At 35.2% G+C, this 18048-nt stretch carries 17 protein-coding genes; 11 read left to right on the forward strand and 6 right to left on the reverse strand.

Annotation, left to right across the window (positions count from 1 at the left end):
- Positions 1 to 491 precede the first annotated feature (491 nt).
- From ACWPW2_RS14945 to ACWPW2_RS14955, 3 genes are read left to right on the forward strand one after another with little or no spacing between them, the layout of a single operon-like run.
- Complete coding sequence (locus tag ACWPW2_RS14945; RefSeq protein ID WP_454123871.1) at positions 492 to 2027, forward strand: recombinase family protein; 1536 nt, start codon at positions 492 to 494, stop codon at positions 2025 to 2027.
- Positions 2028 to 2906, forward strand: a complete 879-nt coding sequence (locus ACWPW2_RS14950; RefSeq protein WP_411201671.1) for a ParB N-terminal domain-containing protein — start codon at positions 2028 to 2030, stop codon at positions 2904 to 2906.
- A gap of 1 nt (position 2907) precedes the next feature.
- Positions 2908 to 3798 (forward strand): plasmid partitioning protein RepB C-terminal domain-containing protein, encoded by an 891-nt coding sequence (locus ACWPW2_RS14955; RefSeq protein WP_454123874.1) that lies wholly within the window; start codon positions 2908 to 2910, stop codon positions 3796 to 3798.
- 369 nt (positions 3799 to 4167) lie between these two features.
- Here the strand turns inward: ACWPW2_RS14955 and ACWPW2_RS14960 are convergent, their stop codons facing one another.
- Positions 4168 to 4380, reverse strand: coding sequence for a DUF4062 domain-containing protein (locus ACWPW2_RS14960; protein WP_454123876.1), 213 nt, complete (start codon positions 4378 to 4380; stop codon positions 4168 to 4170).
- 76 nt (positions 4381 to 4456) lie between these two features.
- Here ACWPW2_RS14960 and ACWPW2_RS14965 point away from each other — a divergent pair, with 76 nt between their 5' ends.
- The 7 genes from ACWPW2_RS14965 (at position 4457) to ACWPW2_RS14995 (ending at position 11006) form a co-directional block, all read left to right on the forward strand.
- Positions 4457 to 5308, forward strand: coding sequence for a DUF6387 family protein (locus ACWPW2_RS14965; protein ID WP_454123878.1), 852 nt, complete (start codon positions 4457 to 4459; stop codon positions 5306 to 5308).
- 100 nt (positions 5309 to 5408) lie between these two features.
- Positions 5409 to 5615, forward strand: coding sequence for a helix-turn-helix transcriptional regulator (locus ACWPW2_RS14970; RefSeq protein WP_263753661.1), 207 nt, complete (start codon positions 5409 to 5411; stop codon positions 5613 to 5615).
- Between the two features lie 327 nt (positions 5616 to 5942).
- Complete coding sequence (locus tag ACWPW2_RS14975) at positions 5943 to 7148, forward strand: tyrosine-type recombinase/integrase (RefSeq protein ID WP_454123880.1); 1206 nt, start codon at positions 5943 to 5945, stop codon at positions 7146 to 7148.
- Position 7149: 1 nt separating this feature from the next.
- A complete protein-coding gene (locus ACWPW2_RS14980; RefSeq protein ID WP_454123882.1) occupies positions 7150 to 8463 on the forward strand; it encodes a tyrosine-type recombinase/integrase in 1314 nt (437 codons plus the stop codon).
- The gene (locus tag ACWPW2_RS14985; protein WP_454123884.1) at positions 8460 to 10091 is read left to right on the forward strand and encodes a DNA-binding protein; all 1632 of its coding nucleotides are present in this window, start codon (positions 8460 to 8462) and stop codon (positions 10089 to 10091) included. Before ACWPW2_RS14980 ends, ACWPW2_RS14985 begins: the two co-directional genes overlap by 4 nt.
- Positions 10092 to 10496, forward strand: coding sequence for a hypothetical protein (locus ACWPW2_RS14990; RefSeq protein WP_454123886.1), 405 nt, complete (start codon positions 10092 to 10094; stop codon positions 10494 to 10496).
- Positions 10497 to 10592: 96 nt separating this feature from the next.
- Positions 10593 to 11006: a hypothetical protein gene (locus ACWPW2_RS14995; RefSeq protein WP_454123888.1), complete on the forward strand. Its 414-nt coding sequence runs from the start codon at positions 10593 to 10595 to the stop codon at positions 11004 to 11006.
- A 57-nt stretch (positions 11007 to 11063) separates the two neighbouring features.
- Here the strand turns inward: ACWPW2_RS14995 and ACWPW2_RS15000 are convergent, their stop codons facing one another.
- The 5 genes from ACWPW2_RS15000 to ACWPW2_RS15020 all read right to left on the reverse strand — a co-directional run bounded on the left by ACWPW2_RS15000 (position 11064) and on the right by ACWPW2_RS15020 (position 15633).
- On the reverse strand, positions 11064 to 11729 hold the full coding sequence (locus ACWPW2_RS15000; RefSeq protein WP_454123890.1) for a hypothetical protein: 666 nt from the start codon (positions 11727 to 11729) through the stop codon (positions 11064 to 11066).
- A gap of 305 nt (positions 11730 to 12034) precedes the next feature.
- Entirely contained in the window at positions 12035 to 13294 is a 1260-nt protein-coding gene (locus ACWPW2_RS15005) for a relaxase/mobilization nuclease domain-containing protein (RefSeq protein WP_454123892.1), read from the reverse strand.
- A complete protein-coding gene (locus tag ACWPW2_RS15010) occupies positions 13263 to 13700 on the reverse strand; it encodes a hypothetical protein (RefSeq protein ID WP_454123894.1) in 438 nt (145 codons plus the stop codon). The genes ACWPW2_RS15005 and ACWPW2_RS15010 overlap by 32 nt, the downstream gene beginning before the upstream one ends.
- A 769-nt stretch (positions 13701 to 14469) precedes the next feature.
- Entirely contained in the window at positions 14470 to 14676 is a 207-nt protein-coding gene (locus tag ACWPW2_RS15015; protein ID WP_148719884.1) for a hypothetical protein, read from the reverse strand.
- Positions 14677 to 14679: 3 nt separating this feature from the next.
- Positions 14680 to 15633, reverse strand: coding sequence for an MvdC/MvdD family ATP grasp protein (locus tag ACWPW2_RS15020; RefSeq protein WP_454123896.1), 954 nt, complete (start codon positions 15631 to 15633; stop codon positions 14680 to 14682).
- Positions 15634 to 15888: 255 nt separating this feature from the next.
- On the opposite strand from ACWPW2_RS15020, the gene ACWPW2_RS15025 reads away from it, so the two are divergent.
- Positions 15889 to 18048, forward strand: coding sequence for an ATP-dependent nuclease (locus tag ACWPW2_RS15025; protein ID WP_454123898.1), 2160 nt, complete (start codon positions 15889 to 15891; stop codon positions 18046 to 18048).

Raw genomic sequence — 18048 nt, forward strand, 5'->3', positions numbered from 1 at the left:
AATATGTGGGTGAATGAATACAAAAAAAGGCCCTTGCGGACCTTTTAATGAGACGAGAGGTTTATTCGATATTCTGAATCTGAATATCGAATAGTATTAATTTTTTAATAAAAACAATACTATAATTATGATTTATATGCTTAATAATAAAATACTCCCCACATTACCCCCCGAACAATTTCCGTAAATTCTGCCCTTTCTAAAACCCCGCTTTCACGCATCGGTCATTGGTAGGTTGCACGAAGGTAGCGACACTTAGCCCATGCACGAGAGCCTTTTTAAGTATGGGTATGTCATCGTATACGCGTAGCAGCCCTACCTTCCCACTTAACACCTGTCTGCAACCCTGGCGGGGTTCACATGAGCCTACTTTGATTATGGTGTAGACCTGTGAGATTGAAGCCGCTTTCGTCAAGAAAAGGTTGCATAAGTTCTAAAATTGATCAATTTTTAATCAATTAGAAGGTTAAATGGTCCCCTAAGGCTCACCAATGAATAATAATATTAATGAAAAACAAGGGATTAGAAGGGCGGCACAATATCTGAGGATGTCCACCCTGAATCAAGAGTTTTCGTTAGACAATCAGGCTCATTTCATTAGGCAATATGCTCATGAACATAACTATGAAATTCTTCACACTTATGATGATGCTGGTAAGAGTGGAGTAACGGCTTCTGGTAGGCACGACTTTAATAAACTAATAAATGACATTTTATTTAAAGAAATTAGTATAGATGCAGTGCTTGTATATGATGTAAGTAGATTTGGTCGATTTGAAGATCCATTAGAGGGTATCTACTATAAATATCTCGTTGAGAAGCATGGAGTTAAAGTAATATTTTGTGCTGAAGATATACCCGAAAATTTAATGGAAAGTCCGTTCTTTTTACTAATGCTTATGTACTCCGCAGGATCATACAGTAAAAATTTATCACAAAAAGTATTGGCCGGACATATTAATCTTGTAAATCGAGGATATTATCAAGGTGGTGTACCAGGGTATGGATTAAAACGGAGCCTTGTTGACAATAATAATCAATTTAAAATGCCTCTTAATGCAGGGGAAAGAAAAAGTTTAACAACTGATCGGGTTGTCCTCTCTCCAGGGAAAAAAGAAGAAATACAACTGGTAAAAAGGATATTTGATACATTTATTTTTAAAGGTTTAAGTGAATATCTTATTGCGGTAAATCTTAATAGAGAGGGGTTTAGATACAGTGATGGTAGTTATTGGAACAGAAGTCGCATACATGCCATATTAATCAATATTAGGTATACTGGTAAATATCTTTATAATCGAACGTCATCAAGATTACAAAGCAAAAGAACGAAGAATCCTGAAAGCCAATGGGTAGAGAATAAATGTTTATTTAAGCCCATCATTTCTCTTGAAAAATTCAGATTAGCTCAAGAAATAATAAATTCAAAATCAAGGCATTTGACTGATGATGAAATTTTAACATTCCTCAAGAAAAAGTTAGAAGAAAACGGGAAGATATCTGGCTTCATTATTGATCAGGATAGTTCTGGGCCATCTAGTAGTGTTGTAGCCAATCGATTTGGTGGTCTAATCAATGCATATAAACTAATAGGTTATACACCAGAAATAGATTACAGTTTTTTGGCAATAAACGAAAGTTTAAGAAATAAGCATAACATACTTCTCAAAGAGATAGAGGAAAAACTAACAAGTAAAAATATATACATCACTGATAAAAAATTGGTATCAATAAATAAAGCACTCACTTTTTCAATAGTACTTTCAAGATGTAGAAAAAGAGGAAATGAAAAATATCAATGGATCGTTAGGTTGGATCGGAGTCTAAATACAGACCTCAATATAGTCGTAAGAATGAATACTTTAAATAGTGAGCCAGTTGATTATTACATCTTGCCGTCATTGGAGAAATTTGAAGATGAGCTGAAAATAAAGGAGGACAACGACATGTTATTCGAGTTGTATCGATTTGACAATCTTGATGCATTCTTAGATATGTTAACACCATCGTTAATGGAGGCATCTTAAATGAACGAAGGCAAAATTCAAATGATAAAAGCCTCATCAATTAAAGTTGTTCTGCCGAGGTCCCGTAACAAGTTCAAGCATGCTGAGATCACTGAGAGTATTGATTCAAGTGGAATAAGGAAGCCTGTAACTGTTAGAAAGATAAAAGACAGTAAATTCGATTATGCTTTAATTTGTGGGCAAGGAAGACTTGAGTCAATTTCAAATTTGAAGGAGGAGTTTATACCTGCATTCGTGTTAGATGTCGATGAAAATACTGCTCATATTATGAGCCTTGCCGAAAATATGGCCCGGGTTTTACCAAGAGCGGGGCAGCAGTATCTCAGAATTAAAGAAATGAAAGAACAGGGGTTAACCAATAAGGAAATATCGGTAAGCACTGGCCTGTCAGTAAATTGGATTACCAGCTTAACTATGCTCATCGATAAAGGAGAAAACAAACTACTTTCAGCCGTTGAAAGCGGAAAAATCCCCATATCGCTTGCTGTAGAAATCGCAAGAGTAGATTATAAAGACGGACAGGAAGTTTTTATCAAGGCTTTTGATGAGGGGAAAATAAAGCATAAAGATGTTGGGAAAATCAGAGAGATATTAGACTTAAGGAATGAAGGATTAAAGGGGGTAATAAACACATCATATAAAAAAGATAAAAACAAAAAGAAATTAACCCCTGATGAATTAAAAAAAATATTTGAAGAAAACATAAAAGAACATCGATCACTAATCAATAAAGCAAACTATTTAGAAACAAATTTATTGTGGGTGAATGAAATATTTTCTGATCTGCTTAAGGAAGAAGAGTTCAAAAATATAATTCAAAAAGAAAATTTAAATGACATAGTAAACATAGTTGTCAAAAACTCTACGAAGGAACATTGATATGATAAAGTGCTGTTTTAGCCAAGAAACTGTTACCTTAAACATATCGGATCTATTGCCGACTAAAAAAATGCCCCTGAACTATGAAAGAAGTGAAAAGTTTTTGCAAATAAAATGCACTTTAAAGGCAATAGGACTTATAGAGCCTATCTTGATTTACATCGACTCCACAAAGGGTGAAGTTAAAATACTTGATGGTCATTTGAGAGTTGAAGCATTGAAAAGTCTTGGTGAAACTAAGGTAGAATGTCTGGCATCTACTGTTTACGATACTTACACTCCTAATAAAAAGGTCAATCAGGTAACAATTATCCAAATCCAAAAAATGTTGAAAGATGCGATCAAAGCTGGAGTTCCTATGGAACTGCTTAGTTCTTCACTTAACATTTCAATTGAATCTTTGAAGGGCAGAATATCCATTCTGAATGGCATTAGCCCCAAAGTGGTTGAGATTTTGAATGATAAAGATGTTCCTAAAGCAACTTTTATGGCATTAAAGAAAATGGTTCCTTTACGACAACTTGAATGCGCAAATATAATGATTAAGTTAGATAACTATTCAACAAACTTCTCAAATTCACTTCTTCAAAGTTCACCAAAAGAAACATTACTTGAAAGTAAAAACAAAAAATCTGAAAGTAAGGCAGGGCAAAGAAAAAAAATTGAGAGGCTTGAAAAGGAAATGGCACATGTTCATTTAGACTCAGATATACTAAAAGAGAATTATGGCTCGAATAGTTTGAAATTAGCGATAATTATTTCTCACATTAAAAACTTATTAGAAAATCAAATTGTATTTCGCTGGTTACATAAAAATAAGCCTGACTTTTTAAATGTATTAGTAAAAATATCTGAAATTAATAGTTTTGACAAAATTAAATCAGACCTTTAGTAAGGTTTTTAACTTTACAATCACGCTACATGCCAAGGAAAATGCTGTTGTTTAAGATTATTGCAGATAAGAATTATGGCTAAATTTATGTGGTTTGATAAGCATTCATCCTCGAATTAGTAACATGCTGAATGATAGTACATTTCTAGTAATATGTATTGATTTTGTGAATATGGATTCAATAACAACCAAGGCTTGCATTATTTCAGTTATTAGTTCTCATACTTAACCATAATAAATGGCACCGGATGAATGGTGTCAGCAATGAGAAATTACTTGTTAGATTTTATTTTGTCATCAAGATATTAAATTTTTCAATGGCTTAGTTGTACGGGCTTCCAGTATTTCTTCATGAGTTGCAAATAATCCTTATTGTTGTTTTGCTCCATACCGTGAACCCAAAATTAGAATTACAGCATCTGATTCGCGTACACCTTTGAGGTAGGTAACTTGAGGGGAGTCGGATCTTGCTCCAAAATCTTCAGCCATTACAGGTTTGTGTCCCAAAACAATAATGGCTTTCTTAACAGCATCTCTTTTATCCTCGAAACCGGATATCAATGAACTTATGAAAATATTCATATAATTCCTTAACATGGAGAGTTCTTAGTAGTATAGGTGACATGATAATTTTACCTTGTGCATTCAAAGGGGAATCATGAAAAACTGGACAATTGAACATACCAAAGAAATCAAGAAATGGTTAGATATCGACACATATCGTAAGTTCGAAGATCTCACCCTTCTACAGTTATACCATGAGCTGCTTGCAAGGACGCTGTTCTTCAAGCCATACCATGAAGAGTTTGAGGCAGAAGCGGTCAGACTCTACATTAACCGGATTTTCAGTGGGAACCCTTTCCTAATTACAGAGCAGCATCTGGGCTACCTGACCAGGGAAGACACCCTCTACCAGCCACCGCACTTCTTTTTGACGACAACCGAAAGACTGGCTCAACTCAGCATAGTAGGTTTACAAAATTCGTTGTTCTTTTGGGAAGGCGGCGATGAGTATTCGGTTAACCGTGAATTCCTCGATAGACCTGTATCAGAAGCTCTACCACGCCTTTTCAGGGATACCGTTATGGTCGAAATCGACCTGACTAATGGAACAGATGAAGAAATTGCTGAATCCCTGAAGGCTGCACTACCTCAGTGGCGTAAGGTCAGAGGTATCGAGGCAGATACAACGGAGGCTATCCGCTTCGGGTATGGCACGATTAAGAAAATCATCAACTACAGACTGATACCCCTCATTGATATCTTAGTATGGTCAAATCTGCACCAAGTTCGTGTATCCGAAGACCGCCTTTCCCGGCTTCTATATACGGACGACGACAATGAGGAACAAACACGTCTTAATCACCAAATCCGAGATACAGACAGACCCCTTGCTCTGAAGGCCGCGAGTATACCGTTCATCCGACAGTTTCATCTGTTCATCAACAAAAACAGCCATCTCAAAAACATCAGAGTTTCAGACGTGATGAGAATCTCTGATTCTGACTAATGCCAATCTCCATTAGCTCTGGCGTTCCCACCTTCGGTCTCTTTCCCGCTGATTCATTCGTATAGTCGTTTCCATCAAAACGACATAAAAGGAAATGACAATGAATCAGCACACTACACGCCTTATTCGTTTACCAGAGGTTCTGCATCGCACTGGATACGGTAAAGCCTGGATCTATCACCTCATCAACCAAAATCGTTTTCCTTCCCCCGTTAAAATCGGTGCTCGTGCCGTTGCTTTCATTGAAAGTGAAGTGGAAGAGTGGATTCAATTAACTATCGAAAATTCAAGAAAGCATGTCGCCTGAAATAATATCATAGCCTTCTTATTTATGTATATTAATTCTCGAATTTGTAAAGTTTGTATCTTAACAAAACCTATATTTAACGTAATTCTTTACGTTTTTTCAGGCAGGGCTTATGCCATAGGTATTTAAAGGTGGTTTCTTAATATCGGGTATGGATACTGATAACTAGCCGTACCTGTTTCTTTCACGTGAAAGAAATTTTTTTAAATATTTAAATTCATTATAAATAAAGTCATATATAACAAAAAAATTTGCAAAATTTAAATTGATAAAATAAAGATAAGCCGTAGTGATTACTAAATGTAAAGTTTTCGGAGGGTAGTTATAATGTCATATCAAATAAAAAAATTTGTGATGAGCAATGGCGAACGAGGATGTTTGGTTCTCGATAAAGAAACACAGTTGCCTGTTTATTATCAAAATCTCTATCTTACAACCAATGTCAGGAATAGAAGTGCGACCGCATCAACGATGGAGATAGTTGCAACAAACTTACTAATACTAAGCAATTTCCTCAAAAGCAGGAAAATAAATATCATTGATAGGATTGAAATTAAGGAGTTCCTAAGTGTAGCAGAAGTGGATGACCTGATACGTTATGCAAGGCAGAGATTTGATAAGCAAAAGATTACAAATGTAAGATTAATAAAAGGGTATCAGATTGCAAGAAGAACTTTCGGTTATAGGATTTATGTTTTTTCGAACTATCTTAACTGGCTATGCGGGTTGATTCATTCTATTAATGGAATTCATGCTAAGCATGAAGTCGAGAGTTTCATAGAAAGTATTAAAGCACATCTCCCGCGAAATAAATCTCTTAGCATGAATGACAGAAAAGATAAATCACTGAGCAAAGAAGAGATAAAAAAACTGTTTGAGTTATTAGAAATTGAAGGAAGCCAAAATCCTTTCCAGAAGGATGTTCAAGTGAGAAACAGACTCATTTTTACCTTACTATTGAATTGTGGTTTAAGAGCAGGAGAGCTATTAAATCTAAAAGTTAATGATTTAAATCCTAGGGATTACACACTAAGTATTTTCAGAAGACATGATTGCATTGAAGATCGAAGGCTGAATCAACCTTTAGTCAAAACTGGTGAAAGGGAAATTCCATTGTCGGATGAGTTAGCATTGGAGATTTTGGATTACATAAATAACTATAGAAATAAATACACCAAAAAGAAGAATCATGACTTCCTGTTTGTTACACACAGTTCATGTAAAACAGTTGGAGAACCTTTATCTGTTTCAGCATATGAAAAGATAATTTCGACCATTAAAAAATCAAGCCCGGAATTAAAGAATTTATCAGGTCATAAATTGAGACATTCCTGGAACTATTTCTATTCAAGTGAAATTGATGATTCGAATTTAGATATCAGCCGAAAATCAGGTTTGAGGTGCTATCTCATGGGGTGGTCAAAAGACTCAAAGATGTCAGAAAATTATAACTTCAAACACATATCAATAAAAGAAAAGGAAGTTATTGGAAGAGTTTATGACTCTTTGAGAAAAATAACTAAAGGGGAATGAAATGAAAACAAGCACTTTAAAAAAAGAGAATGTAGTTTTTGCAATGATGAAAGGGTATAGCTTCAGGATTTCTGATATTAAATGGCAATTAGATATAAATAATTGTGTTTACCCATATAAGGTTGCCGATAAAATGCCAGAGTCGATGCGTGTTGGCTATCTTAATACCTTGGCATATTTTTCGTCTGAATATAGTTCAAGTTACATAAAGAATATAAACCACATCTTTAGCCAATGGCTAAGATTGATGGATCTTGAAATGATTAATTCCACAGCGGTTTATCAATTTCATGTTAGCTTAGGCCCTGAGAAAAACTATAAGCTAAATTCAATAAAGAACTTTCTTAGTAAATGGAAAAAACTCGGTTATGAAGGAGTTGATAACTCAGCTCTAAGAATGCTGGAAAAAATAAGCATTAAACCTAATTTGACAGGGGAGGCCGTTAAACGAAGAGATCCGAATAGTGGACCACTAACGGAAGAAGAGATGAAAATCATACTTGAAAGTATCAGCAACTTTTTGAATGAAGATAAAATCCCTCTTTTTATTTATTGCTACATTATTCTATTAGCAACAACGGGAAGGAGGCCATTACAGTTAACTTCGTTAAAAGCGAAAGATCTCATCAGAACGGGAGAAAATTGCTTTCTAAAAATACCGAAAGTAAAACAAAGGAAGAACTTTAGAAGTGAGTTTAGCTTGGTAAGTATCGATGACTACCTTTATGAGAAACTAACAACCTTGGTTAATATGAATCAAAAACATATTGAAGATAGCGTTAGTCAGAGTATGGACCATATAAAAAATGAATTACCCATATTCATGAACACTAAAAAAACTTTATTGATTCATTCTGATGAAAGTTTAGATACCATCATGACAACTGATTTTTTACATATGAATATTTCTTTTATCTCAAACAAACTAAATAATTTGAATACTAAATTCAATCTTGGGTCATCAAGTAATAAAGACCCTATACGTATTAATGCAAGACGATTTAGATATAGCCTGGGAACTCGTTTAGCAAAGGAAGGAGCATCAGTTGAAGTGATCGCTAAAGCATTAGACCATAAATCTATAAACTCATCAGGAATATACATAAAAAATAGTCCAGACAATGTTCATAATATAGACAAGATGCTTAATTCATTTTTTGAACCGCTATCAAAGATATTTCTTGGAGAAGAACAGTCAAAAAACAAGAAGCTCTTTACTGAATATGTTTTAGATTCTTTCGGGTTTTTTAATGGTAAAAACGACCAAATTGAATGTTTCACTTGTAAAAACTTTAGAGCTTGGAGTTCCCAATGACCAATATCATCTTATTCGAGCCAGACAATACTAATAACCCGAGTTCAAATGTTGATGGATTTATTGAATTTTGTAAGAGTAATATTTTCAACTCGAAGTTAGCGATTTCATGGGAAAGCAATATATGGAAGAGATATTATAGATTCAATAAATTTGACATGAACAATAATCGAAATAGCAAAGATAGATTAGATGGTAGTTTCATTGATTTCGCTAAAGCTTATATGTTTCATATTCACTCATTTAACAAGTCAAAGTCAAACCAGAATACTTTGTCAATGTTGAAAATCATTGAGTTTGTTTTATTGAAATCATACGGAGAAGCTAATATTATCAAGTGTAATAATATCATATTTGATGAATGTGCAAGGTTAGCATCTGCCAAATATTCAAAAAAACAAGCAGTTGGAATTGGTAAAGAACTTGAGAAACTATGTTCATTCTTAACTGGAAACAGAATGACAGCCTCATCATACTTTTTCTGGGTAAATCCGTTAAGGCATAAAATAACTCAGAGCTGGAAAGGTTATGAGCCTTCACTCGAAGGACACTCAAAACTACCAGACATAAAATCCGTAATAGCTATTGCTGAGATTTTCTCAAAAGATGAAAGCCAATTGTCTACGAGGGACATTTTCACTACTTCTGTTCTTGCACTACTCATGTGTGCTCCAGGAAGAATTTCAGAAATTTTAAGTCTTCCAGCGGATTGTGAGATTACTGAAAAAGATGACAAAGGCATTGAACGATATGGTTTAAGATTTTTTTCAGCAAAGGGTTATGCTGGGGATATCAAATGGATTCCTACAGTAATGGTCCCTATAGCTCAAAAGGCTATAGCCCGATTAAAAAAACTGTCCAACCATGCAAGGTTTGCCTCAAGAACAATGGAAGGCCAAGGCACTGAGTCATCCAAATATGCACTCGTTACCACAAAGCCTCAGAATTTTCCTTGGTATGATGAAGAAAAAAGAATTAAATATTCAAATGCTTTATGTCTTTTATTTGACAGGCAACTGTGTCAGAAGACAAGAAAAGATTTTACATCTTTTTTCAGACCCACGTCTGATTTTTTTAGAATGGATATTAATGCTTTTGCAAGTATTAAAGGCACAACAAATCTTTTCAAAAGACACGGCTATATCAACGAGGATGGTATTCCCTATTCTATTAGAACCCATCAATTAAGGCATCTGTTGAATACTTTTTCTCAAATTAATGGCATGGATGAGTTTAGCATCGCTCGATGGTCTGGAAGAAAGTTGGTCTCACAAAATGTTTCCTATGATCACCGATCACACTTACAAATGACTAAGCTCATAAGAGAAAAAACGACAATCGAGGCAAGTAATAGCCATAGGAAAAAAGAAATAGCTATCATGGACATAACTGATTTCGATTCATTGAATGATGGAGCTGTGCTCGTTACTAAGCATGGTTACTGCAAGCACTCATATGCTTTTGATCCATGTGGTTATTATCCAATACAAGACTCTGGAAAGGATGATGACCGACTATTGGTAATTCATAATAAAATTATTGAAAAAACGTATTATGATAAAAAAGATGGGAATGTCAATGCTGAAAAATGGTATGAGTTTCAAACTAAAATTATAAAAGGAGAATAAATGGCTAAACATATTACTGGTTATGATGAAAAAAGAATAACTAATGTTATAAATAACTGGAATAAAGATGAGAAGCTAACCTGGGATGCTTTATGCGACAAGTTAGTAAAGATCATTGGTAAGAGACCTTCAAGACAATCTTTAAGTAGTCATATCAAGGTTTCAGATTGTTTTAATTCAAAAAAGAAGATTCTCAAGCTTAGTATTAAAGAAACATGTTCTATTAAGCCTGCTAATTTAGAAATCGCTTGTCAGAGAATAAAAAGACTCGAAACTGAAAACGAAGCTTTGATAGCATTAAATAATAGATATTTAGAGCAGTTCAAGATATGGCTTTATAATTCTCATTTGAAGCAAATAACAGTTGAAGAGCTTAATAGACCCTTACCTGTAAAAGATATTTAAATATAATTTGATAGGTTTTAACTATTGACATGATTAATTATTATGATATTTCTTTAATTGTCAGGGAGACAAAAATAAATTGCAAGGATGCATATTATGAAAAAAATAAGTATTAATCTCATGGAAAGGTATCTTCTTCTGCTTGATCGATTCGTTGATAAACTTACGGAATCAGGCTTTGAAGAAAAGGAAATTATAGAGCAATCATACCTGTTTTGTGCCGGGTTTTACATTAAATACCAGCCTGAAATAGAAAAGCTAACGTTTTCAAACAGGGAGGTTGTTTTAACCTTTCTGCTACTCTCATATTATAGTCATATAAATAAACTGGATGATAATTTGATCAACAAAGAGCGTATGAAGCATGTATGTTCTTCATTGATTAACTTTATAGTCAGTAATGGTAGCCGAACAGAGAAAGTCTATGTTAACGAGAAAAGGAAATATGAGGCTTCTACCCTAAAAAGAGGGTTATCCATCAAAGAGAAGAAAAGGAAATATGGATTGTGATTATTTTAAAAGCCCGTAGTAGGAATCTACGGGCTAACTCTTTGTTGCTTGTAATTTTTAGCTTTTTACTAAATCGATAATATTTCTGAGTTCATGATTAAACCTCTCGCTTCTTCTTTTGATCCATTTAATACAAACGAAACTTCCGATCCTTGAGAGGAAATATGTAAACCACATATACTTGTGCTCATCCCACACATATCCGTCTTTGAATCCTACGAGCAATGAACAAAATGCAATGAAAGAAGCCATACAGAGCAAAGTGAAGAGAATATAAAACCACTTCGGAACAGGCATTGCTCTGAAGAAAGATGTCGTCGAAGCATTATGAAACAGCATTGTCAGAAAAGCGGGGATAACAATAGTTTTCCTTTTTAAGTTTACCTCGTGTTCACCCGTTTTCTCATTAACGATAAGCGCATCTTTATATGCATCATACGAACCATCCTCACTATACTGGCGAAGTTCGTATTTATGGATAGTGTGTGAACTTCTGAACGGGATACCATAGTCAGAAATCTGCTTCTCATCCCCAGCGTTGGTTTTTACCCAGATCTGACCATCGCTTGGATCGGAGTTGATGACAGTGGCCGAGAAAGTCTTAACAAAAGTGTAAGTTTCACCAAACAGATCAAACCTGGGGGCCGTAATCTCTGCTTTCCGACGATCAGAATGACCAACGTTGACTTCTTCATTGCGGCGTTTCGTGGTGGAGATACTCATACAAGTTCCTTTGTGTTAGATGTGAAATTCATATTCGATGTATGAAGAAATCAGGGACTACAGATGAGATGGTATCTGCCATTTCAAAACCTGCGCGTTAGTTGAATGTGTGAAAAGTCTAGCTAAATCAGTTTGTTATATTATTTGGTGTGAAATCACATTTTGACTGGGTTTACAGGAAAGGCAAATCACTTGTACCGATCGATCAAAGATTAATGATAGTTAGTAACTATCAACACTAGAGTATCGATCGGTATAAACGATCGATTTATTGACCTGTACTTCTCTAAAAAGGCTTGCCAGCCTTACATTGAAAGCGACGCTCTTCTGGGTAGAGATACTGATTCGGGACGATTTTTTTGGGAGAGATGTGTTATCTCTATCGTCTTCACACCAGTGATAGTTTTATGTTTTCTTGGGCGTTTGAGGGTTGGGACTTTGAGGTTTTTGAAGATGGTAATAATGGTATTGATATAGGGGATGGTCTCTAACCATCTGAACGTTGAAACCATATAGCTTCGCTTGGAGGCTTCTTTTACTGCTTTGGTTGCAAACGCTTCTTGAGCACCAGCACCTGCTTCTAAGTGAAGCTGCTTTACAGAAACGTTAGTGTATTTGTCCTGACCAGCACGGTTATGATTATCATGGATAAGCGCTTCTATGGGGCTGTTAACGGCTGCTGTTGTGATTTCAGGAGCATCTGGAGTCATGAACACACAAGGCGCTTCACTGACAGATGCTCTCAGTTTAAACAGGAAAGCATTATCGCGTTCCGGCTGATAATCGAGTTTGTCCTGTAAAGCTGTCCAGGAGTAGCTTTTGCCAAGCTGAGATGCCTTGAAAGAAATTCCGCTGTATTCGAATGAGAAGCCGTTCATTTTCCCTGTTGAAGCAATATTTGGGATGGCTTTGATCCTTTGAGCAAGAAGCTGTTGCACGAAGCCGGTAATAGATTGCCTGCTGCCAAGCAGTTCATTAAGGGCGTTTTGGATGATTGCTTTTGGGCATAGCTCACCAGTTCTCTTTTCCATCATCAGTTCATTACGGGATTTTTTGAGCTTCGGTTTAGGTGAGGGCGCTGCTGGAGATGCTTCCTGCCCTTTGGTTCTTGTCAGTGAATAGTCGAGTTCAAGCTGCTGGATGATGCGGGTGCTAATGAGATTTTCATTTTTTCCAAGGTAGAGCTTCCCCGAACTGAGTTCGATGCGACTGGCGATGATATGGATGTGCTGGCCGGCCGCATCATCATGAAGGACATAGCATCTGAGGTGCGTTTCAGAGAAGCCCATTCGGGACATATAATCATCAGCAATCTCTGACCACTGAGCATCTGTCAGCGCTTCATTTTTCGGCAAGCGAAGCGAATTGTGCCAGACGGGTTTAACAACATCTGGGCGAAGCGCTTTAGTCGCATTGAATTCTGCAATCAACTCTCCGGTATTGCTTCCATCCATATTGCCACCAATTACTGATGGGGGAGTTTTATGATGCGAAGCTGGCCTCAATGCATAAAACACTACGCCAGCGAAGTTCTTACCTCGCTTTATCTTCTGCATCCCCTTCATGGGAAGCTCTCCACAGGTCAGCGGTAATTAAATGCAAGCGAAGCGCTGAGACCTGGCGCTTTACGGCGAAGAGTTCAGTTTGCGTCAGAGAGCTTCCCTGGCTTTTGTTATCCAAATGAACAATAAGCCTATTCAGTTTCTGAGATATTTCGCTCAACGATTTCCATGCCTCAATATTGATAGCTGGAACGACAGCAGGAAGTTTATTGAGTAAAGATAAGCGAAGCCATTCACCTTTACGATGACGGCCACGTTTCTCATTGAGAAGCGTTAGCTCTTCATCATTTAATCTGACACTGACGCAATGAGAACGAAGCTGGTTGTGTGAGAGCTTCGCTTCGTTAACGCTTCCATTACGGGAATGCTTACTTACAATTATCTTATTAAAAGTATTACTTTCGACCATATGAACTCCTTTTCATATAAATAAATTAAGCATATTCCTTATGCTTAATTTATTTATATGATAGATGTGAATAATGTCAATGCAGTGTCTTAATTTTGCTTTTAATTTTTTCCAACCGAAGGGCGGAAAAACAAGGGGAACTCGAAGAAGTAGCGTAGCGCTTCGATGAGTTAGCCCTTGCTTAATTAAAGAATTCAATCCATATTGACTAAAGGTTAAAAAAAGATAAAGTTAAAATAAAAAGGAGATGAATATGTATAAATATATAAAATTTAAATACACTCAAGATAGATTATTGTTTCTTCTGCGAGTCTATATATTTTTATTAGTAATAAAAATAATCACATTGATTGTTTAGACGCCAAGAAATAAAACTTACTCTATTCTTTGATAAATGGTATTTTGGTTCTCTTGTTTCATGGGAGGTGTATAGACGATATAATTTATAATAATTAAACAAGCAATGCCGAAAATTGAGTAATAAAGATGCTTTAATGAATCAGCCTTCGATGTGTTTGGATTGCCATTGTTATCTTTACTTGGTTTCATGAAGTATTTCAATGTTAATGCTATAGTAATAATTATATTGATTAGAAGTAAACCAAGCCAAAAAGAGTTATTAGTGTATTGGTTTTTAAAAACTTCAGTGGAGAACTTCAATATGTTGTCGATGAATCCAGACATGTAATATATCCTATAATTTTATAATTACCGATGTATGCTATCTATTTTTAAATCCAGTGAACACTTTGTGTGTTCACTGGATTACTTAAGCTGCTAACCCTTCGTTAGGACGATCTGAATCCTCTCTGCTATCTTTTTCAGCAGCATAAGTAGATTCACGAGATTTCGTTGACATACCTGAACCATAGATTCGTTGAGCTTCACTATTCTCAGGTTTCCATGCCCAGTTTGAAACATCAACTTTTTGTTCCGATTCCATTCTTTCAAGAAAATTTAAACCAAATACATTCATAGTTCACCTGCTATTTGAAGTTAACCAATTTGCAATGGACCCGGAAATATCCATGCCGGATAAATCTTCGATCCACAACCATTGACCAGCAGAATTCACCTCTAAGAACCACCAGTCATTATTTTCATCAACGATGAAATCTAAAGCCCCATATCGAAGATTTAACTTAGACATTAAGGAATTAATTTTTTCCTTCACCGAAGTGGGTGCATCAATTTTCCAGTGCGGTGTATTAGGTATATCGTATCTGCGCCAGTCTACTTTTGCCTTGTTTGAATGCTGAGAGTCTATGGCACAAGCAAAATGTTCATCTCCAATTACTGTGTATCTAACTTCAAATTTTTTATTAACATATTTTTGAAGCGTAATTGGATTTTCTGAATCGTTTGAAAAACTTTCTAATTGTTCTAAAGTTATTTTGTTTACATATAGACCTAATAACTCACCTGATTCAGAGACATACATATCTTGCGACATGAATTTAACAACCGAATCAGGGTAAGTAGTTAAGAAATTTTCGAGGTCTTCTTTGGAGTTAGAAGTTATAAATATTGGATTGTTTAGTCCAACTTCATTAGCTATTTTGTGTTGAAAATACTTGTTATCAGCGAGAGTTGCATCTCTTACATGATTAAACCAGCAACTTTCTGATAATGCATTATATAGACCAAAAAGGGTTTTATTCCATTCAGATCGCCATAATCTAAAACCATTACTTTGATCTTGCTGTTGTTCAGAATTGACTTGAACAGATACCCGCCTTGGCCAAACACATTTTACGGATGAATTTTTTATCGTTTTTCCGTTCTGGGAGATAGTCCATTCAGAGCCATCAAAGCTAACTTTTGTATCTTTGAGGGCTTCTATATCTAAATTCAAACGGAAATAGTTATCACCGAGTTTCATCGAAACTATGTCTGCATGAACATCGTTACTGTCAGTAAGTATCAAGATCATTGTTAGGATGTGTCTGAAATTTTTTGTTCACTAAATATCCAACAGTTATGCTTCATCGTCAATATTAATTTTTATTGAATGTAAGATGTTGATTTAATGGCATTTTAATCATTGCATTAGTTTTCATAATTTAGTTTACATATGGTATTATATCTTTTCTTCTAGTATTACACGTAAATTACCTTGCTTTTACTTGACTTACCTAAACTTTTGTACTCGATAGCTTTGTGCTTCTTGTGGCTATGGAGTAATCTAATGTGTAATAAAACTATGCTAAGAGTTCAATCGATTACTATGTATATCAATAAATTAGCTATTAGAAATTATAAAAACTTTCGAAGCTCGAGTTTCTGCTTTGTTAAAGACTCAGTGAATACAATTATCGGTGAGAATGCTTCAGGTAAAACAAATTTGTTTAATGCTATGCGGCTGATTCTCGATGACTCACTTCCAATGAATTCAAGAGTTCTATTAGATGAAGATTTTTATCGTGGCTTAAATGACCCCTTCGGGCACTGGATTATTATCACAATGTATTTTGATGATTTAAGTAAATCTGAAGAAGAACAGGTTATAGCGAATTATACCATAAATAATGGTAACGAAGAGGCATTAAAAGAAGGAAATTATACATTTATATATCGCCCAAGATTTCATATAAGGCAAAAGCTATACGAGTTAACTGTAGATAACAAAGATTTAGATGCTAGATTGGAGGCTTTTACAGAGTTGAAATCAACTTGTATAATATCCAAAGAGACTTACGAGGCAGTCGCTTTTGTTAGAACAAAAGTTGATTTTAATAATGACGAAGTTTATAAGCAATTAGTTGGGGATTTTGAAAATTACATTTTTTCAAATCCCAATGAAGATGATGCTACAGTCATTGGTGTAAAAAAACCGCCATACTTCGCCTTAGGTAGTGAAGTTGCTTGTACTTATGTCAAGGCTCTTCGCAACGTGGTAGCTGATTTAAAGTATTATAAAACCAATCCACTGTATAAATTGCTCACCTTAAAAAGCAAACAAATTGATGATAGAAAAGATATTTCAGAGAATGTTAAGAACATTAACGAACAAATTTCAGCAATCCCTGAAATTGCTCGGCTAAGTAATAAAATATCAACATCTTTACTTAATACGGTTGGCTCAACATATTCCCCAAAAATATTGGTTTCATCACAACTGCCCGAGGATTTTACTGAGTTAATCCAATCACTTGGATTAGTAGTCGAGGATTCTTTAGATTATGACGGTTCAGGAAGAATTGATGATTTAAGTCTTGGCGGAGCAAATTTAATATATTTGGCTTTAAAGTTATATGAGTATGAAGAAATTAGAGATGCTGAAGAGCATATAACTCATTTTCTATTGATTGAAGAACCAGAGGCTCATATACATAATCATATTCAGAAAACTTTATTTGACAATTTTAATTTTCAAAATACTCAAGTCTTCGTTTCCACTCATTCAACCCAAATAAGCTCTGTTTCTAAAATATCGTCGATGAATATTTTGGCTAGGCAACGAGGATATACAGACATCTATCAGCCTTCCAACGGACTACAGCCAAAGGAAATTTCGTCAATAGAAAGATATCTTGATGCAATCCGTAGTGATGTGTTGTTTGCTAAAAGTGTAATTCTCGTAGAGGGTGATGCTGAATTAATAATCATCCCAGAGCTTATAAAGGTTACTTTAGGTATTAGCTTAGATGAATTAGGTATTAGCTTAATAAAATTGGATGGAACAGTATTTAAGCATATTTCAAATCTTTTTCATAGTAATAGATTAAAACGCTATTGCGCAATTTTAACTGATAAAGATTTGGCATATGTGAAAGAACCGGATGAACTATTTGATGATGATTTCGTTGAGTCTTTGAAAAACGCTGAGATTGATGGTTTACGCAGAGAACGAGAGTTGGCAGAGTATGTAGAAGGCAATGAATTTGTCTCCGTTTTTTATGCAGAGAATACGTTTGAAACAGAGCTTGTTCGGTATGATGAAAATTCCGATCTTTTCAACAGTGTCATTAGTACTACATATAAAAGATCAGGTGATATTGAGCGAGTTGTTGCAGGTATTAAGTCCGATGATTTAAGAGTAAGATTTAGAACTGCTCGTTTTTTCGCCAATAAAATAGGTAAAGGGTGGTTAGCTACTGAAATGGTAGAGTATCTCCATAATGAGAATCGTGTTCCAGACTATATATTAAAAGCGATCCATTTTGCCCTTAAAGATAGAGAACTGAATGCTGTGCTTAATAAAATGCTTGCCTATAATATGTCTTTAATGGGAACTTGCTGGAATGGTGTATGCAACAAGATTAATTCTGAATCAGATTTTGATAAAAAGATGCAAGAGTATAGCAAACATTTCGATGATAGCTTTTCTAGATTTTGGGAGTTGTAA

The sequence above is a fragment of the Kosakonia sp. Marseille-Q7440 genome (assembly GCF_965119485.1).

Excerpts from the sequence above, each read along its gene's own strand:
- ACWPW2_RS14945 (WP_454123871.1), top strand. The coding sequence starts at position 492 with ATGAATAATAATATTAATGAAAAACAAGGGATTAGAAGGGCGGCACAA.
- ACWPW2_RS14950 (WP_411201671.1), top strand. The coding sequence starts at position 2,028 with ATGAACGAAGGCAAAATTCAAATGATAAAAGCCTCATCAATTAAAGTT.
- ACWPW2_RS14955 (WP_454123874.1), top strand. The coding sequence starts at position 2,908 with ATGATAAAGTGCTGTTTTAGCCAAGAAACTGTTACCTTAAACATATCG.
- ACWPW2_RS14960 (WP_454123876.1), bottom strand. The coding sequence starts at position 4,380 with ATGAATATTTTCATAAGTTCATTGATATCCGGTTTCGAGGATAAAAGA.
- ACWPW2_RS14965 (WP_454123878.1), top strand. The coding sequence starts at position 4,457 with ATGAAAAACTGGACAATTGAACATACCAAAGAAATCAAGAAATGGTTA.
- ACWPW2_RS14970 (WP_263753661.1), top strand. The coding sequence starts at position 5,409 with ATGAATCAGCACACTACACGCCTTATTCGTTTACCAGAGGTTCTGCAT.
- ACWPW2_RS14975 (WP_454123880.1), top strand. The coding sequence starts at position 5,943 with ATGTCATATCAAATAAAAAAATTTGTGATGAGCAATGGCGAACGAGGA.
- ACWPW2_RS14980 (WP_454123882.1), top strand. The coding sequence starts at position 7,150 with ATGAAAACAAGCACTTTAAAAAAAGAGAATGTAGTTTTTGCAATGATG.
- ACWPW2_RS14985 (WP_454123884.1), top strand. The coding sequence starts at position 8,460 with ATGACCAATATCATCTTATTCGAGCCAGACAATACTAATAACCCGAGT.
- ACWPW2_RS14990 (WP_454123886.1), top strand. The coding sequence starts at position 10,092 with ATGGCTAAACATATTACTGGTTATGATGAAAAAAGAATAACTAATGTT.
- ACWPW2_RS14995 (WP_454123888.1), top strand. The coding sequence starts at position 10,593 with ATGAAAAAAATAAGTATTAATCTCATGGAAAGGTATCTTCTTCTGCTT.
- ACWPW2_RS15000 (WP_454123890.1), bottom strand. The coding sequence starts at position 11,729 with ATGAGTATCTCCACCACGAAACGCCGCAATGAAGAAGTCAACGTTGGT.
- ACWPW2_RS15005 (WP_454123892.1), bottom strand. The coding sequence starts at position 13,294 with ATGAAGGGGATGCAGAAGATAAAGCGAGGTAAGAACTTCGCTGGCGTA.
- ACWPW2_RS15010 (WP_454123894.1), bottom strand. The coding sequence starts at position 13,700 with ATGGTCGAAAGTAATACTTTTAATAAGATAATTGTAAGTAAGCATTCC.
- ACWPW2_RS15015 (WP_148719884.1), bottom strand. The coding sequence starts at position 14,676 with ATGAATGTATTTGGTTTAAATTTTCTTGAAAGAATGGAATCGGAACAA.
- ACWPW2_RS15020 (WP_454123896.1), bottom strand. The coding sequence starts at position 15,633 with ATGATCTTGATACTTACTGACAGTAACGATGTTCATGCAGACATAGTT.
- ACWPW2_RS15025 (WP_454123898.1), top strand. The coding sequence starts at position 15,889 with ATGTGTAATAAAACTATGCTAAGAGTTCAATCGATTACTATGTATATC.